This window comes from Actinokineospora bangkokensis (genome assembly GCF_001940455.1).
Lineage (GTDB): Bacteria > Actinomycetota > Actinomycetes > Mycobacteriales > Pseudonocardiaceae > Actinokineospora > Actinokineospora bangkokensis.
In genome coordinates this window covers 477,951-493,776 of the sequence record NZ_MKQR01000026.1, presented here as the reverse complement: position 1 = coordinate 493,776, position 15,826 = coordinate 477,951, and the positions used below count along the sequence as shown (strand labels likewise).

Below are 15,826 nucleotides of genomic sequence, written 5' to 3'. Positions count from 1 at the left end.
ATCGGTGCGCTCACGCACCCGGCAGCCCGGCGCCCCGCTCTCCAGCCCCTTGGCGCGGCGCCCGTCACCCGCTGCCCGACGCCGCTAGCACCGGCGCCCCGCGCCCACCCATCCCCCGGGGGCGGAGTTGGCGAACACGGCAGCGCCAAACCCGATCGAACACGTGTTCGATCGGGTGTGCTATGCTGGGTTCTCCGGACGTGGTCGACGGGGAAGGTCGACCACGAGTCCGGGTGCCTGGCGCCGGCGGGGGGACGCTCCCGCCGGCTGCCGGCGCCTCCCGCTCCCGCCCCCCTGCGGTCGAGGCGGACCGGCCCGCGCGCTCGACGTCCGCTCGGGTGGGACTGCGCCGATCGGGTGGTGCTCAGGGCCTGGTGTGGCGTGCGTCAAGCCCCTGGCCACTGACTTTGTGCACGCGTTCACAAGCGGTACCGTGGTCACCAACCCGGAGACACTTCCCGTCGAGGAGTACCAGCGTGGCGGCACAGCGAGGCCAGCGGGGCGGGGTCGGCGGCGACACCCCTCCCGCCCCCACCGCCGCTGAGATCACCACCCCGATCCCCCGCGTGGCCGACGTGCCCGCGGCGCGGGAGCGGGCGCGGGCTGTCCCGGAGGCCGCGGTGGCGCGGTTGGCGGTCTACCTGCGGGTGCTCTCGGCGATGCAGGAGCAGGGGGCGGTCACCGTCTCCAGCGAGGAGCTGTCGGCCGCGGCCGGGGTCAACTCGGCCAAGCTGCGCAAGGACCTGTCCTACATCGGCTCGTACGGCACCCGTGGCGTCGGCTACGAGGTCACCGTGCTCATCGAGGAGATCGAGCGGATCCTCGGGCTGACCCGCAAGCACAGCGTGGCCGTGGTGGGCATCGGCAACCTGGGGCACGCGCTGGCCAACTACGGCGGGTTCCCCGGCCGCGGGTTCCCCGTCTCCGCCCTGTTCGACGTCGACCCGGACCTGGTGGGCGTGCCGGTGGGCGGGATCGCGGTGCACCACATCGACGACATCCCCCGGGTGTGCTCCGAGCGCGAGGTGTCCATCGGGGTCATCGCCACGCCCCCGCCCGCCGCGCAGACGGTGTGCGACCGCTTGGTCGAGGCGGGCGTGCAGTGCATCCTGAACTTCGCGCCCGTCGTGCTGCAGGTGCCCGACCACGTCGAGGTGCGCAAGGTCGACCTCGCGGTCGAGCTCCAGGTCCTGTCGTTCCACGTGGCGCGGCGGGCCGACGACGCCGCCGCGACCGGTGGGCGCCAGGTCAACGGGATGGTGGTGTCATGAGCCTGCTCGCGGTCGGGATGTCGCACCGCAGCGCCGACGTCCGCTTGCTGGAGCGCGTGACGGTCGCGGGCGCCGAGGTGCCCAAGGTGCTCGACGAGCTGCTGCGCTGCCCGAACGTCACCGAGGTCGTGCTGGTCTCCACGTGCAACCGCGTCGAGGTCTACGCCACCGTCGAGGCCTTCCACGCCGGCCTGTCCGACGTCGTCGGCGTGCTCGCCCGGCACGCGGGCACCGAGCCCGCCGCCCTCTACGACCACCTGTACGTGCACTACGCCGCCGCCGCCGTCGAGCACCTGTTCACCGTGGCCGCGGGCCTGGACTCGATGGTCGTCGGCGAGTCGCAGATCCTCGGCCAGGTGCGCACCGCCTACGCCACCGCCGCCGAGCGCGGCACCGTCGGGCGCACCCTGCACGAGCTGGTCCAACAGGCGCTGCGCATCGGCAAGCGCGTGCACACCGACACCGGCCTCGACCAGGTCGGCGGGTCGGTGGTCAGCGAGGCGCTGGCCGACGCCGAGCGGGTGCTCGGCGGGCTGGCCGGGCGCCGGGCGCTGGTCGTCGGCGCCGGGTCCATGGGCGGGCTGTCGGCCGCGGCCCTGCGCCGCGCGGGCATCGGCTCGGTCACCATCGCCAACCGCTCCGCGGCCAACGGCGAGCGGCTGGCCGCCGCCCTGGTCGAGCAGGGCGTCCCGGCCCGCGCGGTCGTGGGCCTGGGCGGGCTGCGCGAGCTGGTCGCCGCCGCCGACGTCGTGGTGTCCTGCACCGGCGCGGTCGGCGCGGTGCTCGACGCCGAGGCCGTCGCCCCCCGCACCGCCCCGCTGGCCATCTGCGACCTGGGCATGCCCCGCGACGTCGCCGACGGCGTCGGGGACCTGCCCGGGGTGCACGTGGTCGACCTGGTCAGCCTCCAGCGCAGGCTGGCCGAGGCGCCCAGCGGGCTCGACACCCGCCGGGCCGCCGAGATCGTCGCCGAGGAGCTGCGCGGCTACCTGGCCACCCAGCGCTCCGCCGAGGTCACCCCCACCGTCACCGCCCTGCGCAGGCGGGCCGCCGAGGTCGTCGACGCCGAGCTGCTGCGGCTGGACTCCCGGCTGCCCGACCTCGACCCGGGCACCCGCGGCGAGCTGGCGCGCACCGTCCGCCGGGTCGTCGACAAGCTGCTGCACACCCCGACCGTGCGGGTCAAGGAGCTGGCCTCCGGACCCGCGGGCACCGGCTACGCCGAGGCGCTGCGCGAGCTGTTCCAGCTCGACCCGACCAAGCCCGCCGCCGTGGCCGCGCCCAGTGAGGACACGCCGTGAACCGCACCATCCGCATCGGCACCCGCGGCTCCGCGCTGGCGCTGACCCAGACCCAGACCGTCGCCGACGCCCTGGAGGCCGCGGGCGCGCGCACCGAGGTCGTCGTGGTCAGCACCCCCGGCGACCGCTCGCACGCCCCCATCGCCGAGATCGGCGTCGGGGTGTTCACCTCGGCCCTGCGCGACGCGCTGGCCGACGGCACCGTCGACGTGGCGGTGCACTCCTACAAGGACCTGCCGACCGCCCCGGACCCGCGCCTGTCGCTGGCCGCGGTGCCGCAGCGCCAGGACCCCCGCGACGCGCTCATCGCGCGCGACGGGCTCACCCTGGGCGAGCTGCTGCCGGGCGCGCGGATCGGCACCGGCTCGCCCCGGCGGGCCGCGCAGTTGCACGCGCTCGGCCTCGGTCACGTGATCGTGCCGATCCGCGGCAATGTGGACACCCGGATCACGAAGGTGCGCGACGGCGAGCTCGACGCCGTGGTGCTCGCCCGCGCCGGGCTCGCCCGGCTGGGCAGGCTCGACGAGATCACCGAGACCCTCGACCCCATCCAGATGCTCCCCGCGCCCGCGCAGGGGGCACTGGCGGTGGAGTGCCGGGTCGACGACGTCGACGTCGAGCACCTCCTCCAGTCCACAGTGGATGACCATGCCACCCGGGCGGCGGTCGCCGCCGAGCGCGCCATGCTGGCCGCGCTCGAAGCGGGCTGCTCGGCCCCGGTTGGTGCTTTGGCCGACGTCGTGGAAGACCTCGACCAGGACGACAGGGTGGTCCACCGCCTGTCCCTGCGCGGTGTCGCCGCCGCCACCGCGCGCGGCGCCGAGCCGACGGGTCCGGTCGAGATCATGCGCGCGTCGGCGACCGGTGACCTGACCGCAGGAGAGCAGCTCGGCCGCGCAGTGGCCGCCGAGCTGCTGGAGCTCGGGGCCGGGGTGCTCTCCGGTCCCGAGGCGCAGTAGATGAGGAAGTGTGGCCTGACATGACCACCCGTGCACGCAAGTCCCCAGGGCGAGTCGCCTTCGTCGGCTCCGGCCCCGGCGACGCCGGACTGCTGACCGTTCGGGCGCGCGAGCTGCTCGACCGGGCCGAGCTCGTGGTGACCGACCCCGACGTGCCCTCCGCCGTGCTGGCGCTGGCCAACCCCGACGCCGAGGTGCGCCCGGCCGTTGGCCAACCCGCCGACGTCGCCAAGGACCTCTCCGGCGAGGCCAAGGCCGGGCGCGTCGTCGTCCGCCTGGTCGCGGGCGACCCGCTGACCCACTCGGCCGTGGTGGCCGAGGCGCAGGCGGTCGCGCGCACCAGCGCGGTGTTCGACGTCGTCCCCGGCGTCTCGCCCGCCACCGCCGTGCCCGCCTACGCGGGCATCGCGCTCGGCTCCGGGCACACCGAGGTCGACGTCCGCGGCGAGGTCGACTGGGCGGCGCTGGCCGCCGCGCCCGGCCCGATCGTGCTGCACGCCTCCGCCAGCCACCTGGCCGAGGCGGCGTCCTCGCTGGTCGAGCACGGGCTCGCCGCGCAGACCCCGGTCGCGGTGACCGCCGACGGCACCGCCACCAGCCAGCGCACCGTCGACACCACCCTGGCCTCGCTGGCCGCCGACGCCGGTGAGATCTCCGGTCACCTCGTGGTGACCGTCGGCCAGGCCGCCGCGGCGCGCTCCAAGCTGTCGTGGTGGGAGTCCCGGGCCCTCTACGGCTGGCGCGTGCTGGTGCCGCGCACCAAGGACCAGGCGGGCGAGATGAGCGAGCGCCTGCACCTGCACGGCGCCATCCCCAGCGAGGTCCCCACCATCTCCGTCGAGCCCCCGCGCAGCCCCGCGCAGATGGAGCGCTCGGTCAAGGGCCTGGTGGACGGCCGCTACCAGTGGGTCATCTTCACCTCCACCAACGCCGTGCGCGCGGTCTGGGAGAAGTTCGCGGAGTTCGGCCTCGACGCCCGCGCCTTCTCCGGCGTCAAGATCGCCTGCGTCGGCGAGGCCACCGCGGAGAAGGTCCGCTCGTTCGGCATCAACCCCGAGCTGGTCCCCTCCGGCGAGCAGTCCTCCGAGGGCCTGCTCGCGGACTTCCCGCCCTACGACGACATCCTCGACCCGGTGGAGCGCGTCCTGCTTCCCCGCGCCGACATCGCCACCGAGACCCTCGCCGCGGGCCTGCGCGACCGCGGCTGGGAGATCGACGACGTCACCGCCTACCGCACCGTCCGCGCGGCCCCCCCGCCCGCCGACACCCGCGAGATGATCAAGACCGGCGGCTTCGACGCGGTCTGCTTCACCTCGTCCTCCACCGTCCGCAACCTGGTCGGCATCGCGGGCAAGCCGCACACCCGCACCCTCGTGGCGTGCATCGGCCCCAAGACCGCCGAGACCGCCCGCGAGTTCGGCCTGCGCGTCGACGTCCAGCCCGAGCACGCCACCGTGCCCGCGCTGGTGGACGCCCTGGCCGAGCACGCCGCCCGGCTGCGCGCGGAAGGCGCCCTCCCGCCCCCGCGCAAGACCAAGCGCGCCCGCCGCTGAGGTAGCCCGCTCCCGCCGCCCCCTCGCCCCACCCGGCCTCGTTCCCGGCCCGGTGGGACGAGGGGGCGGCGGCGTCTCCCGGGGCACTGCCTGCGTCCCGGCCTGCTGATCTTGGGCCTGCCCACCAGCGCCACCCGGGGTCGGGGCGGGGGACGGTGGCCGCGGGGTTGCGGGACACTGGAGGGGTGGGTGCCGGATGGTGCCCGCCCGTTCCGCTTCCGCAGGGAGTCCGCATGTTCCCCAACCACCGCCCCCGCCGCCTGCGGCGCACTGCTGCGCTGCGCCGCATGGTGGGTGAGACCGTGCTGGCACCGCACCAGTTGGTGTTGCCGGTGTTCGTCAAGGAGGGCGCTACCGAGCCGGTGCCGATCGCGAGCATGCCCGGGATGGTGCAGCACACCCGGGACAGCCTGCGGAAGGCCGCCGTCGAGGCCGTGGCGGCGGGCGTCGGGGGGATCATGGTCTTCGGGGTGCCGCAGACGCGGGACGCGGTGGGCTCCGGCGGGGTGGACCCGGACGGCATCCTCAACGTCGCGCTGCGGGACCTGCGGGCCGAGCTGGGCGACGACACCGTGCTCATGTCGGACCTGTGCCTCGACGAGTTCACCGACCACGGGCACTGCGGGGTGCTGGACGCCGACGGGCAGGTCGACAACGACGCCACGCTGGCCGTGTACGCGGACATGGCGCGGGCGCAGGCCGACGCAGGGGCGCACCTGGTGGGGCCCAGCGGCATGATGGACGGCCAGGTCGGGGTGGTCCGGGAGGCGCTCGACGCCGCGGGGCACATCGACACCGGGATCCTGGCCTACTCGGCCAAGTTCGCCTCCGCGTTCTTCGGGCCGTTCCGCGAGGCCGTGGAGTCGCAGCTGCGCGGGGACCGCAAGACCTACCAGCAGGACCCCGGCAACGTCCGCGAGGCGCTGCGCGAGGTGCACCTGGACCTGCAGGAGGGCGCCGACCTGGTGATGGTCAAGCCCGCGCTGGCCTACCTCGACGTCATCCGCGCCGTGCACGAGGTGTCGGACGTGCCGGTGGCCGCCTACCAGGTCTCCGGCGAGTACGCGATGGTCGAGGCCGCGGCGGCGAACGGGTGGCTGGAGCGCGAGCGCACCATCATGGAGACGCTGACCGCCATCCGCCGCGCGGGTGCCGAGGTCATCCTCACCTACTGGGCCACCGAGGCCGCCGGGCTGCTGCGCCGCGGCTGAGGCGCGCCGCGGACCGACCGGCGGGTAACCTCGGGGCCGTGAGCACGCCCGATGGCACCGAGGACCGCGCCCGCCGGGAGGCCCCGGTGATGCCGACCGCCGCCGAGGTCGAGGCCGCCGGGGAGGGCAGGCCCCCGGCCCCCCGACCGGTGCGCGCCGCGTTCTGGGTGTTCCTCGCCGCGGGGGTGGTCGGCCTGGTCGGGTCGGTCCTGTTCTTCGCCCTGCGCGACGAGTGGGCCGAGGTGCAGATCCGCAGCAGCCAGGGCCGCGACCTGCCGGACATGCACGAGACCGCCAAGGGCCTGTCCTGGTGGCTGCTCGTCGGCAGCGTCATGTTCCTGGCGTTCTTCGCCCTGCTCGCCCACGCCGCGCGCCGGGGCGAGCGCAAGGCCCGCACCCTGCTGGTGGTGCTGTCTGTGTTCGCCGCGCTGTTCGAGTACACCATCGGCCGCGTCACCATCTACGGCCTCGTCGCCGCCCTGCTGATCATCATCGGCGTCGTGCTGCTGTACCTGCCCGGCTCGCGGGCGTTCTTCGCCGTGGACGACGAGGTATGAGCGCGCCGCTGCTCTACCGCGAACCCGGCTCGACGTGGTGGCCGCTGCTGTGGGGACCCGGGTTCTGCGCCGCCGGGTGGGGCTGGGAGGCGCTGACCGGGCCCAGCCACCCGCTCGCCTGGGCGGGCGCCGCGGTGCTGCTGCTCGGCCTGACCGTGCTGTGGGTGCGCGCCCGCCGGGTCGACCGGGTCGTGGAGCTGACCGAGGAGACCCTGCGGCAGGGCACCGAGGTCATCGCCGTGTCCCGCCTGGCCAGGGTCACCGACGTCGACGCCCCCGAGGTGTGCAGACCGCTGGGTGGCGGGTACGCCATCCCCCGCAAGACCCACCCGGTGCCGCTGGAGCTCGACGACGGCTCCACCGTGCTCGGCTGGGCCCGCTTCCCGGACGACCTGCTGGAGGTCCTGGCACCGGTGGTGGCGGGACGGCAGCGGTGACCGGTGCCGTGATGGGAGTGCCCGCCGCCGCGGCGGGCGGGGAGGACCGACAGCAGTGACCCCACCGATGCCGCCCTACCAGTCCGCGCCCCCGGCGCGCGAGGACGAGCGCACACCCCGCCCCAAGCTGGTCGACCACGCCGTCTGGCTCACCCTCGCTGGCGCGTCCATCGGCGCCGTCGGCACGGTCGTGCGCCTCACCACCGACCGCGCCCAGCTCCAGGCGATGCTCGACGAGATCACCGAGGGCGTGCCCGACGCCCCGCAGATCCCCTTCGCCACCGTCGTCGTCGGCGCGGTCGTCGGCGTGCTGCTCCTGCTCGGCCTCTTCGCCCTGCTGGCCTTCCTGGCCCGCGGCGGCCGCAACTGGGCCCGCGTCGCGCTCGCCGTGCTCGCCGCCATGGGCGCGGCCGGCTTCCTGCTCGCCGTCGCCGCCGACGGCCCCGCGCCCGTGCTCATGTGGGACCTCGCCGACATCGCCTTCCGCGTCGCCGCCGTGGTCTACCTCTTCCGCCCGGAGTCCACCGCCTACTTCCTCCAGCGCCGCAAGCGCTGACGCCCTACGGTCTGCCCATGACCCACCCCGACCGCTTCGAGCCCATGCCCCCCGTGCAGCCCGCCGACGTCGACCCCCCACGGCCGCGGGCCGTCACGGTGTCCTTCGTGCTGTGGGTCGTCAACGCGGGGCTGTGGATCCTCAGCGCAGCCATCGTCATCGCCCTGGGCAGCGACGCCCTCCGCCAGGTCCTGCGCGAGTCCAGCACCGCGACGGGGCAGCCGCTGAGCGAGGCGCAGCTGGACACGGCGGTGACCTCGGCGCAGGTCTTCACCGGCGTGTTCGCGGGGTTGATCCTCGCGCTGACGCTGTTCTTCGGGCTCAAGATGCGCGCGGGGCGGAACTGGGCGCGGACGACGCTGACGGTGCTGGGGGTGATCTACACGCTGTACCTGCTGTACACGCTCGCGACGGGGGCGGCGGGGTTGGTGGACATGGTGATCATCGTGTGCGAGGTGGCCGTGGTGGGGACGGCGGTGTACCTGATGTGGCAGGCGGAGGCTCGGCCTTACTTCGCTCGTCGGTGACGTGCTCGGTGGGGGCGGGGGTTCTTGGCGTGGTGGGGGCCTGTCCTCGCGGCCGCTGAGTGTGCAACTCGGTGGAGGCGGAGTCAAGGGCGCCTTCGGCGTCGCTTCGCGATGGGCTTCGCCCACCCTGGACACCGCCTCCACCGAGCTACGAGCGGCCGGGACTGGGTCAGGCCGGGGTCTGAGCAACGCCGTGACTGTTTGTTCAGTTGAGCGGTGTTGGGTTTGCCGGGCCTGTTGGTAGAGCTGGGCGCGGTGGGTTGCGGGGTGGGCGTGGGGCTGGCCAGACGACGGCTTTTAGGGATGGGCTTCGCCACGGGGCATGGGTTTGCCGGGGGTTTGGTGGGGCTGGGCGCGGTGGGTTGCGGGGTGGGAGTGGGGTTGGCCGAACGACGGCTTGAGGGATGGGCTTCGCCACGGGGCATGGGGGTGCGAGGGGGGCGGGGGAGGGGTGAGGGGGGTGCGAGTTGAGTCGGGTGTGGACGGTGGTGCTCGTGCATTCGGGGCGGGCGGGTGCATGGGCGGTGGCGGGGGTGTTTTGGCTGGCGGGGGTGGTGCGGTGATCTCGACGCCATCCAGTAACACGGGTGGGGGTTGGGCATACATAACGGGCGTGACGGAGTTGCGTGAGGTGGTTGCTGTTCCCGTGCGGCGCAGGCCGGGGGCGGTGGGTGGGGCCTGTGGTGGGGTGGTCGTCGCTGCGGGGATCACCGCGGTGTTGTTGGTGTTCGCGAGTCGGTCGCTCGGGGTGTTGGGGTTGGGGGCCGCGCTTTCGGCTCTGGTGGGGGCTGGGGTGGCGTTCCCGCTGTGGGAGGGGCGGGGGTGGGCTCGGGCCACCGCTGTGGGGGCGGCGTTGTTGGGGGCGTTGTGCGCGCCTGCTGCTGCCAACGCGGTGAGCGGGGGGTTCGCGCCGGTGGCGGGGGGTGCCCTGGTGGTCGTGTGGATGGTGGTGGTCGTGCTGCTGCTGCGGGTGGACGTGGGGGAGTGGGTCGGGCGCAGGGGGTAGGCGGGCGGGGGTGCTGGGGACGCCGGGGGCGTGGGAGGCTGGGGGTATGAGCCACCTCGCCTGGCCTGAGCCGGAGACCGCGCCCCACCAGCCGTGGCGGGGGGTTGTCGCGGGGGTCGAGGCGTTGGTGGTGGTCGGGCTCGGGGTGGTGGCGTGGTGGTTGTGGGACCGGGGGACGCCGTTGAGCTCGCCGGTCGAGGGGCGGCCTGACCTGCTGTTCCACGGGTTCGACGGGCCGTGGGTGGCGGGGGCGGTGGGGGCCGCGGCGCTGGCGGGGTTGGTGCTGGTGGACGCGGTGCGGCAGGCGGTGCTGGCGGTGCGGACCAGGCCGGGGGCGGCGTGAGCGCTGCCACTCGGGGCAGGTTTGGGACACTGGGCAGGTGACCGCAGATGCCCACGAGTCCGACGTCCAGGCCCACGTCCGCAGTTCGGCGGAGTTGTTCGAGCGCGCCAAGGGGGTCACGCCCGGTGGGGTGAACTCACCGGTGCGGGCGTTCTCGGCGGTCGGGGGGACGCCGCGGTTCATGACCCGGGGGGCCGGGGCGTACCTGTGGGACGTCGACGACAACCGGTACGTGGACCTGGTGTCGTCGTGGGGGCCGATGGTGCTGGGGCACGCGCACCCCGAGGTGGTCGAGGCGGTGCGGCGGACCGCCGGGGAGGGGCTGAGCTTCGGCACGCCGACGGCCGGGGAGGTCGACCTCGCCGAGGAGATCATCCGGCGGGTGCGGCCGGTGCAGCGGGTGCGGCTGGTCAACTCCGGCACCGAGGCCACGATGAGCGCCATCCGGCTCGCCCGCGGGTTCACCGGGCGCTCGCGGATCGTGAAGTTCGCGGGCTGCTACCACGGGCACGTCGACGCGCTGCTGGCCGAGGCCGGGTCGGGGGTGGCCACGCTGGGGCTGCCCACCACGCCCGGGGTCACCGGCGCGCAGGCCGAGGACACCCTCGTGCTGCCCTACAACGACCTCGACGCCGTGCGGGCGGTGTTCGCCGAGCACGGCGACACCATCGCCGCCGTCATCACCGAGGCGGCGGCGGGCAACATGGGTGCCATCGCCCCCGTCGAGGGGTTCAACGCCGGGCTGCGCGAGGTCACCGCCGCGCACGGCGCGCTGCTCATCATGGACGAGGTCATGACCGGGTTCCGGGTGTCCGGGGCGGGCTGGTACGGCCTCGACGGGGTGGCGGGCGACCTCTACACCTTCGGCAAGGTCATGTCCGGCGGGCTGCCCGCCGCGGCCTTCGGCGGGCGGGCGGACGTCATGGCCCGGCTCGCCCCCGCGGGCCCGGTCTACCAGGCGGGCACGCTGTCGGGGAACCCGGTGGCCGTCGCCGCGGGCCTGGCCACCCTGCGCGCCGCCGACGACTCCGTCTACGCCGCGCTCGACGCCAACGCCGCCCGGCTGGGCGAGCTGTTCACCTCGGCGCTGACCGCCGCGTCCGTGCCGCACCGGGTGCAGTTCGCGGGCAACCTGGTCAGCGTGTTCTTCACCGAGGACCCGGTGGTCGACTACGCGGGCGCCAAGGCCGCCCAGACCTGGCGCTTCCCCCCGTTCTTCCACGCCCTGCTCGACCACGGCGTCTACGCCCCGCCGAGCGCGTTCGAGGCGTGGTTCGTCAACGCCGCCCTGGACGACGACGCGTTCGAGCGCATCGCCGCCGCCCTCACCCCGGCCGCCGCCGCGGCCGCCGCCGCCGAGGAGCCCGCGTGACCCAGACCACCGTCCACCTGCTGCGCCACGGCGAGGTCCACAACCCGTCCGGCATCCTCTACGGCAGGCTGCCGCACTTCCGCCTCTCCGAGACCGGCAAGCGCCAGGCCCTCACCGTCGCCGAGCACCTGCGCGACCACGACGTCGTGCACGTCGTGGCCTCCCCGCTGCTGCGCGCCCAGGAGACCGCCGCCCCCATCGCCGCATCGCACCGCCTGGAGGTCGCCACCGACGACCGCCTCATCGAGTCGGCGAACGTCTTCGAGGGCCAGAAGGTCTCCGTCGGCGACGGCGCCCTGCGCAGGCCCAAGAACTGGCCCCACCTGCGCGACCCGTTCACCCCCTCCTGGGGCGAGCCCTACCTGGAGGTCGCCCACCGCATGCTCGCCGCCGTGCACCGCGCCCGCGCCGCCGCCGAGGGCCACGAGGCCGTCTGCGTCTCCCACCAGCTGCCCGTGTGGACGATCCGCCGCTACCTGGAGGGCAAGCGCCTCTGGCACAACCCCTCCCACCGCCAGTGCTCCCTGGCCTCCTTGACCTCCCTGGTCTTCGAGGACGAACAGCTCATCGGCCTGCGCTACAGCGAACCGGCCGGCCACAGCGACCCCAAGAACACCGGGGCCTGACGTGCTGCGCAAGCTCGCCGCCCCGCTCGCCCTGCTGCTCGCCCTCACCGCCTGCTCCGCGGAGAAGGGCGCCGTCGCCAACGACACCGAGTTCGTCTTCGTCTCCCCCGGCGGCAAGACCGACATCACCTACGCCGAACCCGACCGCAAACCCCTCGCCCAGGTCGCGGGCCCCAGCCTCATGGACCCCGACAAGCAGATCGCCCTCTCCGACTACCGCGGCAAGGTCGTCGTCCTCAACGTCTGGGGCCAGTGGTGCGGCCCCTGCCGCACCGAGGCCCCCGAACTGGAGAACGTCCAGGAGACCTACGGCCCCAAGGGGGTCCAGGTCCTCGGCATCAACTTCCGCGACAACGACCGCCAAGCCCCCCAGGACTTCGTCACCGACCGCCGGCTGACCTACCCGTCCATCTTCGACCCCCCGGGCCGCACCCTCCTGGCCCTCAAGGGCTACCCCCGCGCGGTGGTCCCCGCCACGTTCCTCATCGACAAGCAGGGCCGCGTGGCAGCCGCCTACATGCGCGACCTGCTGGCCTCTGATCTGACCGGCGAACTGGACAAGCTGGTGGCTGAGTAGCTCTCGCAGGAAGAGTTGGGTGCTTCCTGTCGGGGCACCTGCCTTCGGCCGGTTGTGAGAAGAGCGCCGGATTTGGGAGAAGAGCCCGGCTGGGTGGGGGGCGGCATGCCCGGTCCGGGGTGTGAGCTGGACCGCCTGGGGGTGAGGGGTTGACGGGGGGTTGACGGGCGTTCCTTACGCTGGGTTCGTGGATCCCTTCCAGCTCGCGACCACCGGGCCGCTGATCGTCGCGGGTGGTGTGGCGCTGCTCGCCGGGGTGGTGTCGTTCGCTTCGCCGTGCGTGGTGCCGCTGGTGCCGGGGTACCTGGCGTACCTCGCCGCGCTGGTGGGGGCCGAGGCGCCCGCTGTGGACGCCCAGGAGGGGGTCAAGGCGGGGCGGCGGCGGGTGGTGGGGGCCGTGGCGCTGTTCGTGCTGGGGTTCACCGTCGTCTTCTCGGCGGGGGTGGGGACGTTCGTGTGGTTGGCCGACTCGCTGTGGGAGCGGCAGGACCTGCTCCAGCGGATCGGCGGGGTGGTCACCATCGCGATGGCGCTGGTGTTCATCGGGTTGGTGCCCAAGCTGCAGAAGGACGTGCGGTTCCACGGGGTGCCGCGGATCGGGTTGCTGGGGGCGCCCGTGCTCGGGGGGATCTTCGGGCTGGGGTGGACGCCCTGCCTGGGGCCGACCCTGGCCGGGGTGCTGTCGCTGGCGGCGGCGACCGGGGGGACGGCCGCGCGGGGGCTGCTGCTGGTGGTCGTCTACTGCATCGGGCTCGGGGTGCCGTTCCTGCTCATCGCCATGGGGGCGCGGTGGGCGCTGCGGACGACGACGTGGTTCCGCGAGCACGGGCGGGCCGTGCAACTGTTCGGCGGGGCCATGCTGCTGGTCGTCGGGGTGCTGCTGGTGACCGGGTTGTGGGGCGACCTGGTGGCCTGGCTGCGCAACGGCGTCGTCTCCGACTTCACCCCGTCGCTGTGAGCGCCGCCGTCGCGTTCCTGCGCAACACCTGGCGCGGCCTGACCTCCATGCGGACCGCGCTGGTCCTGCTGTTCCTGCTCGCCCTCGCGGCGCTGCCCGGGGCCCTGCTGCCCCAGCGCAGCCTCAACCCGCCGCGCACCGCCGACTACATCGCCGCGCACGGCTGGTGGGGGACGCTGCTCGACCGGCTCCAGTTCTTCGACGTCTACGCCAGCGTCTGGTTCTCCGCGATCTACCTGATGCTGTTCATCTCGCTCGTCGGCTGCCTGGTGCCCAGGACCGTCGAGTACGCCAAGGCGCTGCGGGCCAAGCCCGTGCTGACCCCGCGCAACCTCGCCCGGATGCCCCACCACGGCAGCGGCGACACCGCCGCGGGCCCCGACGAGGTGATCGCCGCCGCCCAGACCCGGCTCAAGGGCTGGCGGACGGTCGTGCGGGAGGAGGAGGGCGGGGCGCGCACGCTCAGCGCCGAGAAGGGCTACGTCCGCGAGCTGGGCAACCTCGTCTTCCACTTCGCCATGCTCGGCCTGATCGTCGCGCTGGCCATCGGCAAGATGTTCAACTACGAGGGCCAGGTCATCGTGCTGGCCGACGGCTCGGAGTTCTGCAACTCCGGCACCGCCGGCTACGACACCTTCCGCCCCGGCCTGCGCGTCGACGGCACCGACCTCGACCCGTTCTGCGTGCGGGTCAACGACTTCACCGTCGACTACTTCCCCAACGGCCAGGCCGACCAGTTCACCGCGGGCATGGACTACCAGGCGGGCGCCGACCTGGAGACCGGCACCTGGCGGCCCTACCAGCTCCAGGTCAACAGCCCGCTGCGCGTGGTCGGCGACCGGGTCTACCTGCTCGGCCACGGCTACGCGCCGATCTTCACCGTCACCTTCCCCAACGGCGAGAAGCGCACCCAGTCGATCCAGTGGCGCACCGTCGACAACCTGACGCTGCTGTCGCAGGGGGCCACCAAGTTCGACCCGCCCGGCATCACCGACTCCGAGCAGCGGCGCAAGGGCCAGATCGCCGTCACCGGCCTGTTCGCCCCCACCGCCCAGTACGACGGGACGCTGCTCACCTCCAGCTACCCCGAGCTGAAGGACCCGGCCGTCGCCGTGGACGTCATGCGCGGCGACCTGGGCATCGACTCCGGCCGCGGGCAGTCCATCTTCGAGATCGACCAGTCCCTCGTCGACCAGGGCAGGCTCACCCGCGTGGCCAGGGAGAACCTGACCATCGGCCAGTCGCTGCGCCTCGACGACGGCACCACGGTCAGCTTCGACGGCGTGAAGCGGTGGGTGTACCTCCAGGTCTCGCACGACCCCGCGCAGGTGTGGGTGCTCGCGTTCGCCGTCACGATGTTCCTCGGGCTCGGCCTGTCGCTGCTCGTCAAGCGGCGCAGGCTGTGGGTGCGCGCGACACCGGGCGAGGGGGGTCGTACCGTGGTGTCGGTCGGTGGGCTCGCCCGCACCGACCAGGCGGGGTACGGCGAGGAGTTCAGCCGGGTGGCCACCGGGCTGCTCGATCCCAGGAAGGGTGCCTGATGCCGGTCAACGAGACCCTGGCGACCTACAGCGACTGGTGCTTCCGCGCCGCCACGCTCATCTACGTCTTCGCCATGATCGGGTACGCGGTCGAGCAGGCGTTCACCCGCACCGCGAAGCGCTCCGAGGCCGCCGTGCTCGTCGGCGCGGGCGGCCCCGAGGTGGCCGAGGCGCCCAAGTACGGCCGCATCGAGCAGGCCCCCGGGCCCGACCGGGCCGAGCGCTCCGGCCGCGTCGCCGTCGCCCTCACCGTGCTCGGCGCCCTGCTGCACCTGTCCTCGCTGGTCCTGCGCGGGGTCGCCACCGGCCGCGCGCCCTGGGGCAACATGTACGAGTACGGCGCCGCGACGATGTTCATCGCCGTCGCCGCCTGGCTCGTGCTCATGCGCAAGTTCGACGTCCGCCGGATGGGCGTGTTCGTGCTCACCCCGGTCGTCATCCTGATGTTCCTCGGCGGCACCGTCCTCTACACCGAGGCCGCCCCCGTCCAGCCCGCGCTGCGCTCCTACTGGCTGGTCGTGCACGTCTCCGCCGCGATCGTCTCCAGCGGGCTGTTCCTGGTGCCCGGCGTGGTCAGCCTGCTCTACCTGGTCAAGTCCGCGCACGAGGCCAACCCGGCCCGCTTCGCCAAGCTCGGCCCCAAGCTCGCCCCCGCCGACGAGCTCGACCGGCTGGCCTACCGCACCACGATCTTCGCCTTCCCGGTCTACACCTTCGGCATCATCTGCGGCGCCATCTGGGCCGAGGCCGCCTGGGGCCGGTTCTGGGGCTGGGACCCCAAGGAGACCGTCGCCTTCGTCGCCTGGGTGATCTACGCCGGGTACCTGCACTCCCGGGCCACCGCCGGCTGGCGCGGCACCCGGGCCGCGGTGGTCAACTCCGTCGGGTTCGCGGTCATCGTGTTCAACCTGTTCTTCATCAACCTGGTGATCTCGGGCCTGCACTCGTACGCGTCGTGACCGATTTGACGCAGTAGTCGACAACCCCCGTTTCGGTGCGCGGGGCGGTGAGCGACTACCGTCGCGGTCGAG

Annotated in this window: 16 protein-coding genes; all 16 read left to right on the top strand. The window is 73.7% G+C overall.

The window, feature by feature from the left end; all coding sequences use genetic code 11:
- The first annotated feature begins 476 nt into the window (after positions 1–476).
- The 16 genes from BJP25_RS24965 (at position 477) to ccsB (ending at position 15,754) form a co-directional block, all read left to right on the top strand.
- On the top strand, positions 477–1,271 hold the full coding sequence (locus BJP25_RS24965; RefSeq protein WP_075977412.1) for a redox-sensing transcriptional repressor Rex: 795 nt from the start codon (positions 477–479) through the stop codon (positions 1,269–1,271).
- The gene (locus BJP25_RS24960; RefSeq protein WP_075977411.1) at positions 1,268–2,572 is read left to right on the top strand and encodes a glutamyl-tRNA reductase; all 1,305 of its coding nucleotides are present in this window, start codon (positions 1,268–1,270) and stop codon (positions 2,570–2,572) included. The genes BJP25_RS24965 and BJP25_RS24960 overlap by 4 nt, the downstream gene beginning before the upstream one ends.
- Entirely contained in the window at positions 2,569–3,531 is a 963-nt protein-coding gene (gene hemC, locus BJP25_RS24955; protein WP_075977410.1) for a hydroxymethylbilane synthase, read from the top strand. Before BJP25_RS24960 ends, hemC begins: the two co-directional genes overlap by 4 nt.
- Positions 3,532–3,551: 20 nt before the next feature.
- Positions 3,552–5,084, top strand: coding sequence for a bifunctional uroporphyrinogen-III C-methyltransferase/uroporphyrinogen-III synthase (locus BJP25_RS24950; RefSeq protein WP_075977409.1), 1,533 nt, complete (start codon positions 3,552–3,554; stop codon positions 5,082–5,084).
- A gap of 233 nt (positions 5,085–5,317) precedes the next feature.
- Positions 5,318–6,295 (top strand): porphobilinogen synthase, encoded by a 978-nt coding sequence (gene hemB, locus BJP25_RS24945; protein ID WP_075977408.1) that lies wholly within the window; start codon positions 5,318–5,320, stop codon positions 6,293–6,295.
- A 38-nt stretch (positions 6,296–6,333) separates the two neighbouring features.
- On the top strand, positions 6,334–6,852 hold the full coding sequence (locus BJP25_RS24940) for a hypothetical protein (protein ID WP_075977407.1): 519 nt from the start codon (positions 6,334–6,336) through the stop codon (positions 6,850–6,852).
- A complete protein-coding gene (locus tag BJP25_RS24935) occupies positions 6,849–7,289 on the top strand; it encodes a hypothetical protein (protein ID WP_075977406.1) in 441 nt (146 codons plus the stop codon). The genes BJP25_RS24940 and BJP25_RS24935 overlap by 4 nt, the downstream gene beginning before the upstream one ends.
- Positions 7,290–7,344: 55 nt before the next feature.
- On the top strand, positions 7,345–7,845 hold the full coding sequence (locus BJP25_RS24930; protein ID WP_143219286.1) for a hypothetical protein: 501 nt from the start codon (positions 7,345–7,347) through the stop codon (positions 7,843–7,845).
- A gap of 17 nt (positions 7,846–7,862) precedes the next feature.
- On the top strand, positions 7,863–8,372 hold the full coding sequence (locus tag BJP25_RS36340) for a hypothetical protein (RefSeq protein WP_075977404.1): 510 nt from the start codon (positions 7,863–7,865) through the stop codon (positions 8,370–8,372).
- 1,052 nt (positions 8,373–9,424) lie between these two features.
- On the top strand, positions 9,425–9,721 hold the full coding sequence (locus BJP25_RS34350; RefSeq protein ID WP_075977820.1) for a hypothetical protein: 297 nt from the start codon (positions 9,425–9,427) through the stop codon (positions 9,719–9,721).
- Between the two features lie 37 nt (positions 9,722–9,758).
- Entirely contained in the window at positions 9,759–11,093 is a 1,335-nt protein-coding gene (gene hemL / locus BJP25_RS24910) for a glutamate-1-semialdehyde 2,1-aminomutase (RefSeq protein ID WP_075977402.1), read from the top strand.
- Complete coding sequence (locus BJP25_RS24905) at positions 11,090–11,719, top strand: histidine phosphatase family protein (RefSeq protein WP_075977401.1); 630 nt, start codon at positions 11,090–11,092, stop codon at positions 11,717–11,719. The genes hemL and BJP25_RS24905 overlap by 4 nt, the downstream gene beginning before the upstream one ends.
- Before the next feature lies 1 nt (position 11,720).
- Entirely contained in the window at positions 11,721–12,296 is a 576-nt protein-coding gene (locus BJP25_RS24900; RefSeq protein ID WP_075977400.1) for a TlpA disulfide reductase family protein, read from the top strand.
- Positions 12,297–12,483: 187 nt separating this feature from the next.
- Complete coding sequence (locus tag BJP25_RS24895) at positions 12,484–13,254, top strand: cytochrome c biogenesis CcdA family protein (protein ID WP_075977399.1); 771 nt, start codon at positions 12,484–12,486, stop codon at positions 13,252–13,254.
- A 47-nt stretch (positions 13,255–13,301) separates the two neighbouring features.
- Positions 13,302–14,795: a cytochrome c biogenesis protein ResB gene (resB, locus tag BJP25_RS24890; protein ID WP_143219329.1), complete on the top strand. Its 1,494-nt coding sequence runs from the start codon at positions 13,302–13,304 to the stop codon at positions 14,793–14,795.
- A complete protein-coding gene (gene ccsB / locus BJP25_RS24885; RefSeq protein WP_075977398.1) occupies positions 14,795–15,754 on the top strand; it encodes a c-type cytochrome biogenesis protein CcsB in 960 nt (319 codons plus the stop codon). The genes resB and ccsB overlap by 1 nt, the downstream gene beginning before the upstream one ends.
- Positions 15,755–15,826 lie beyond the last annotated feature (72 nt).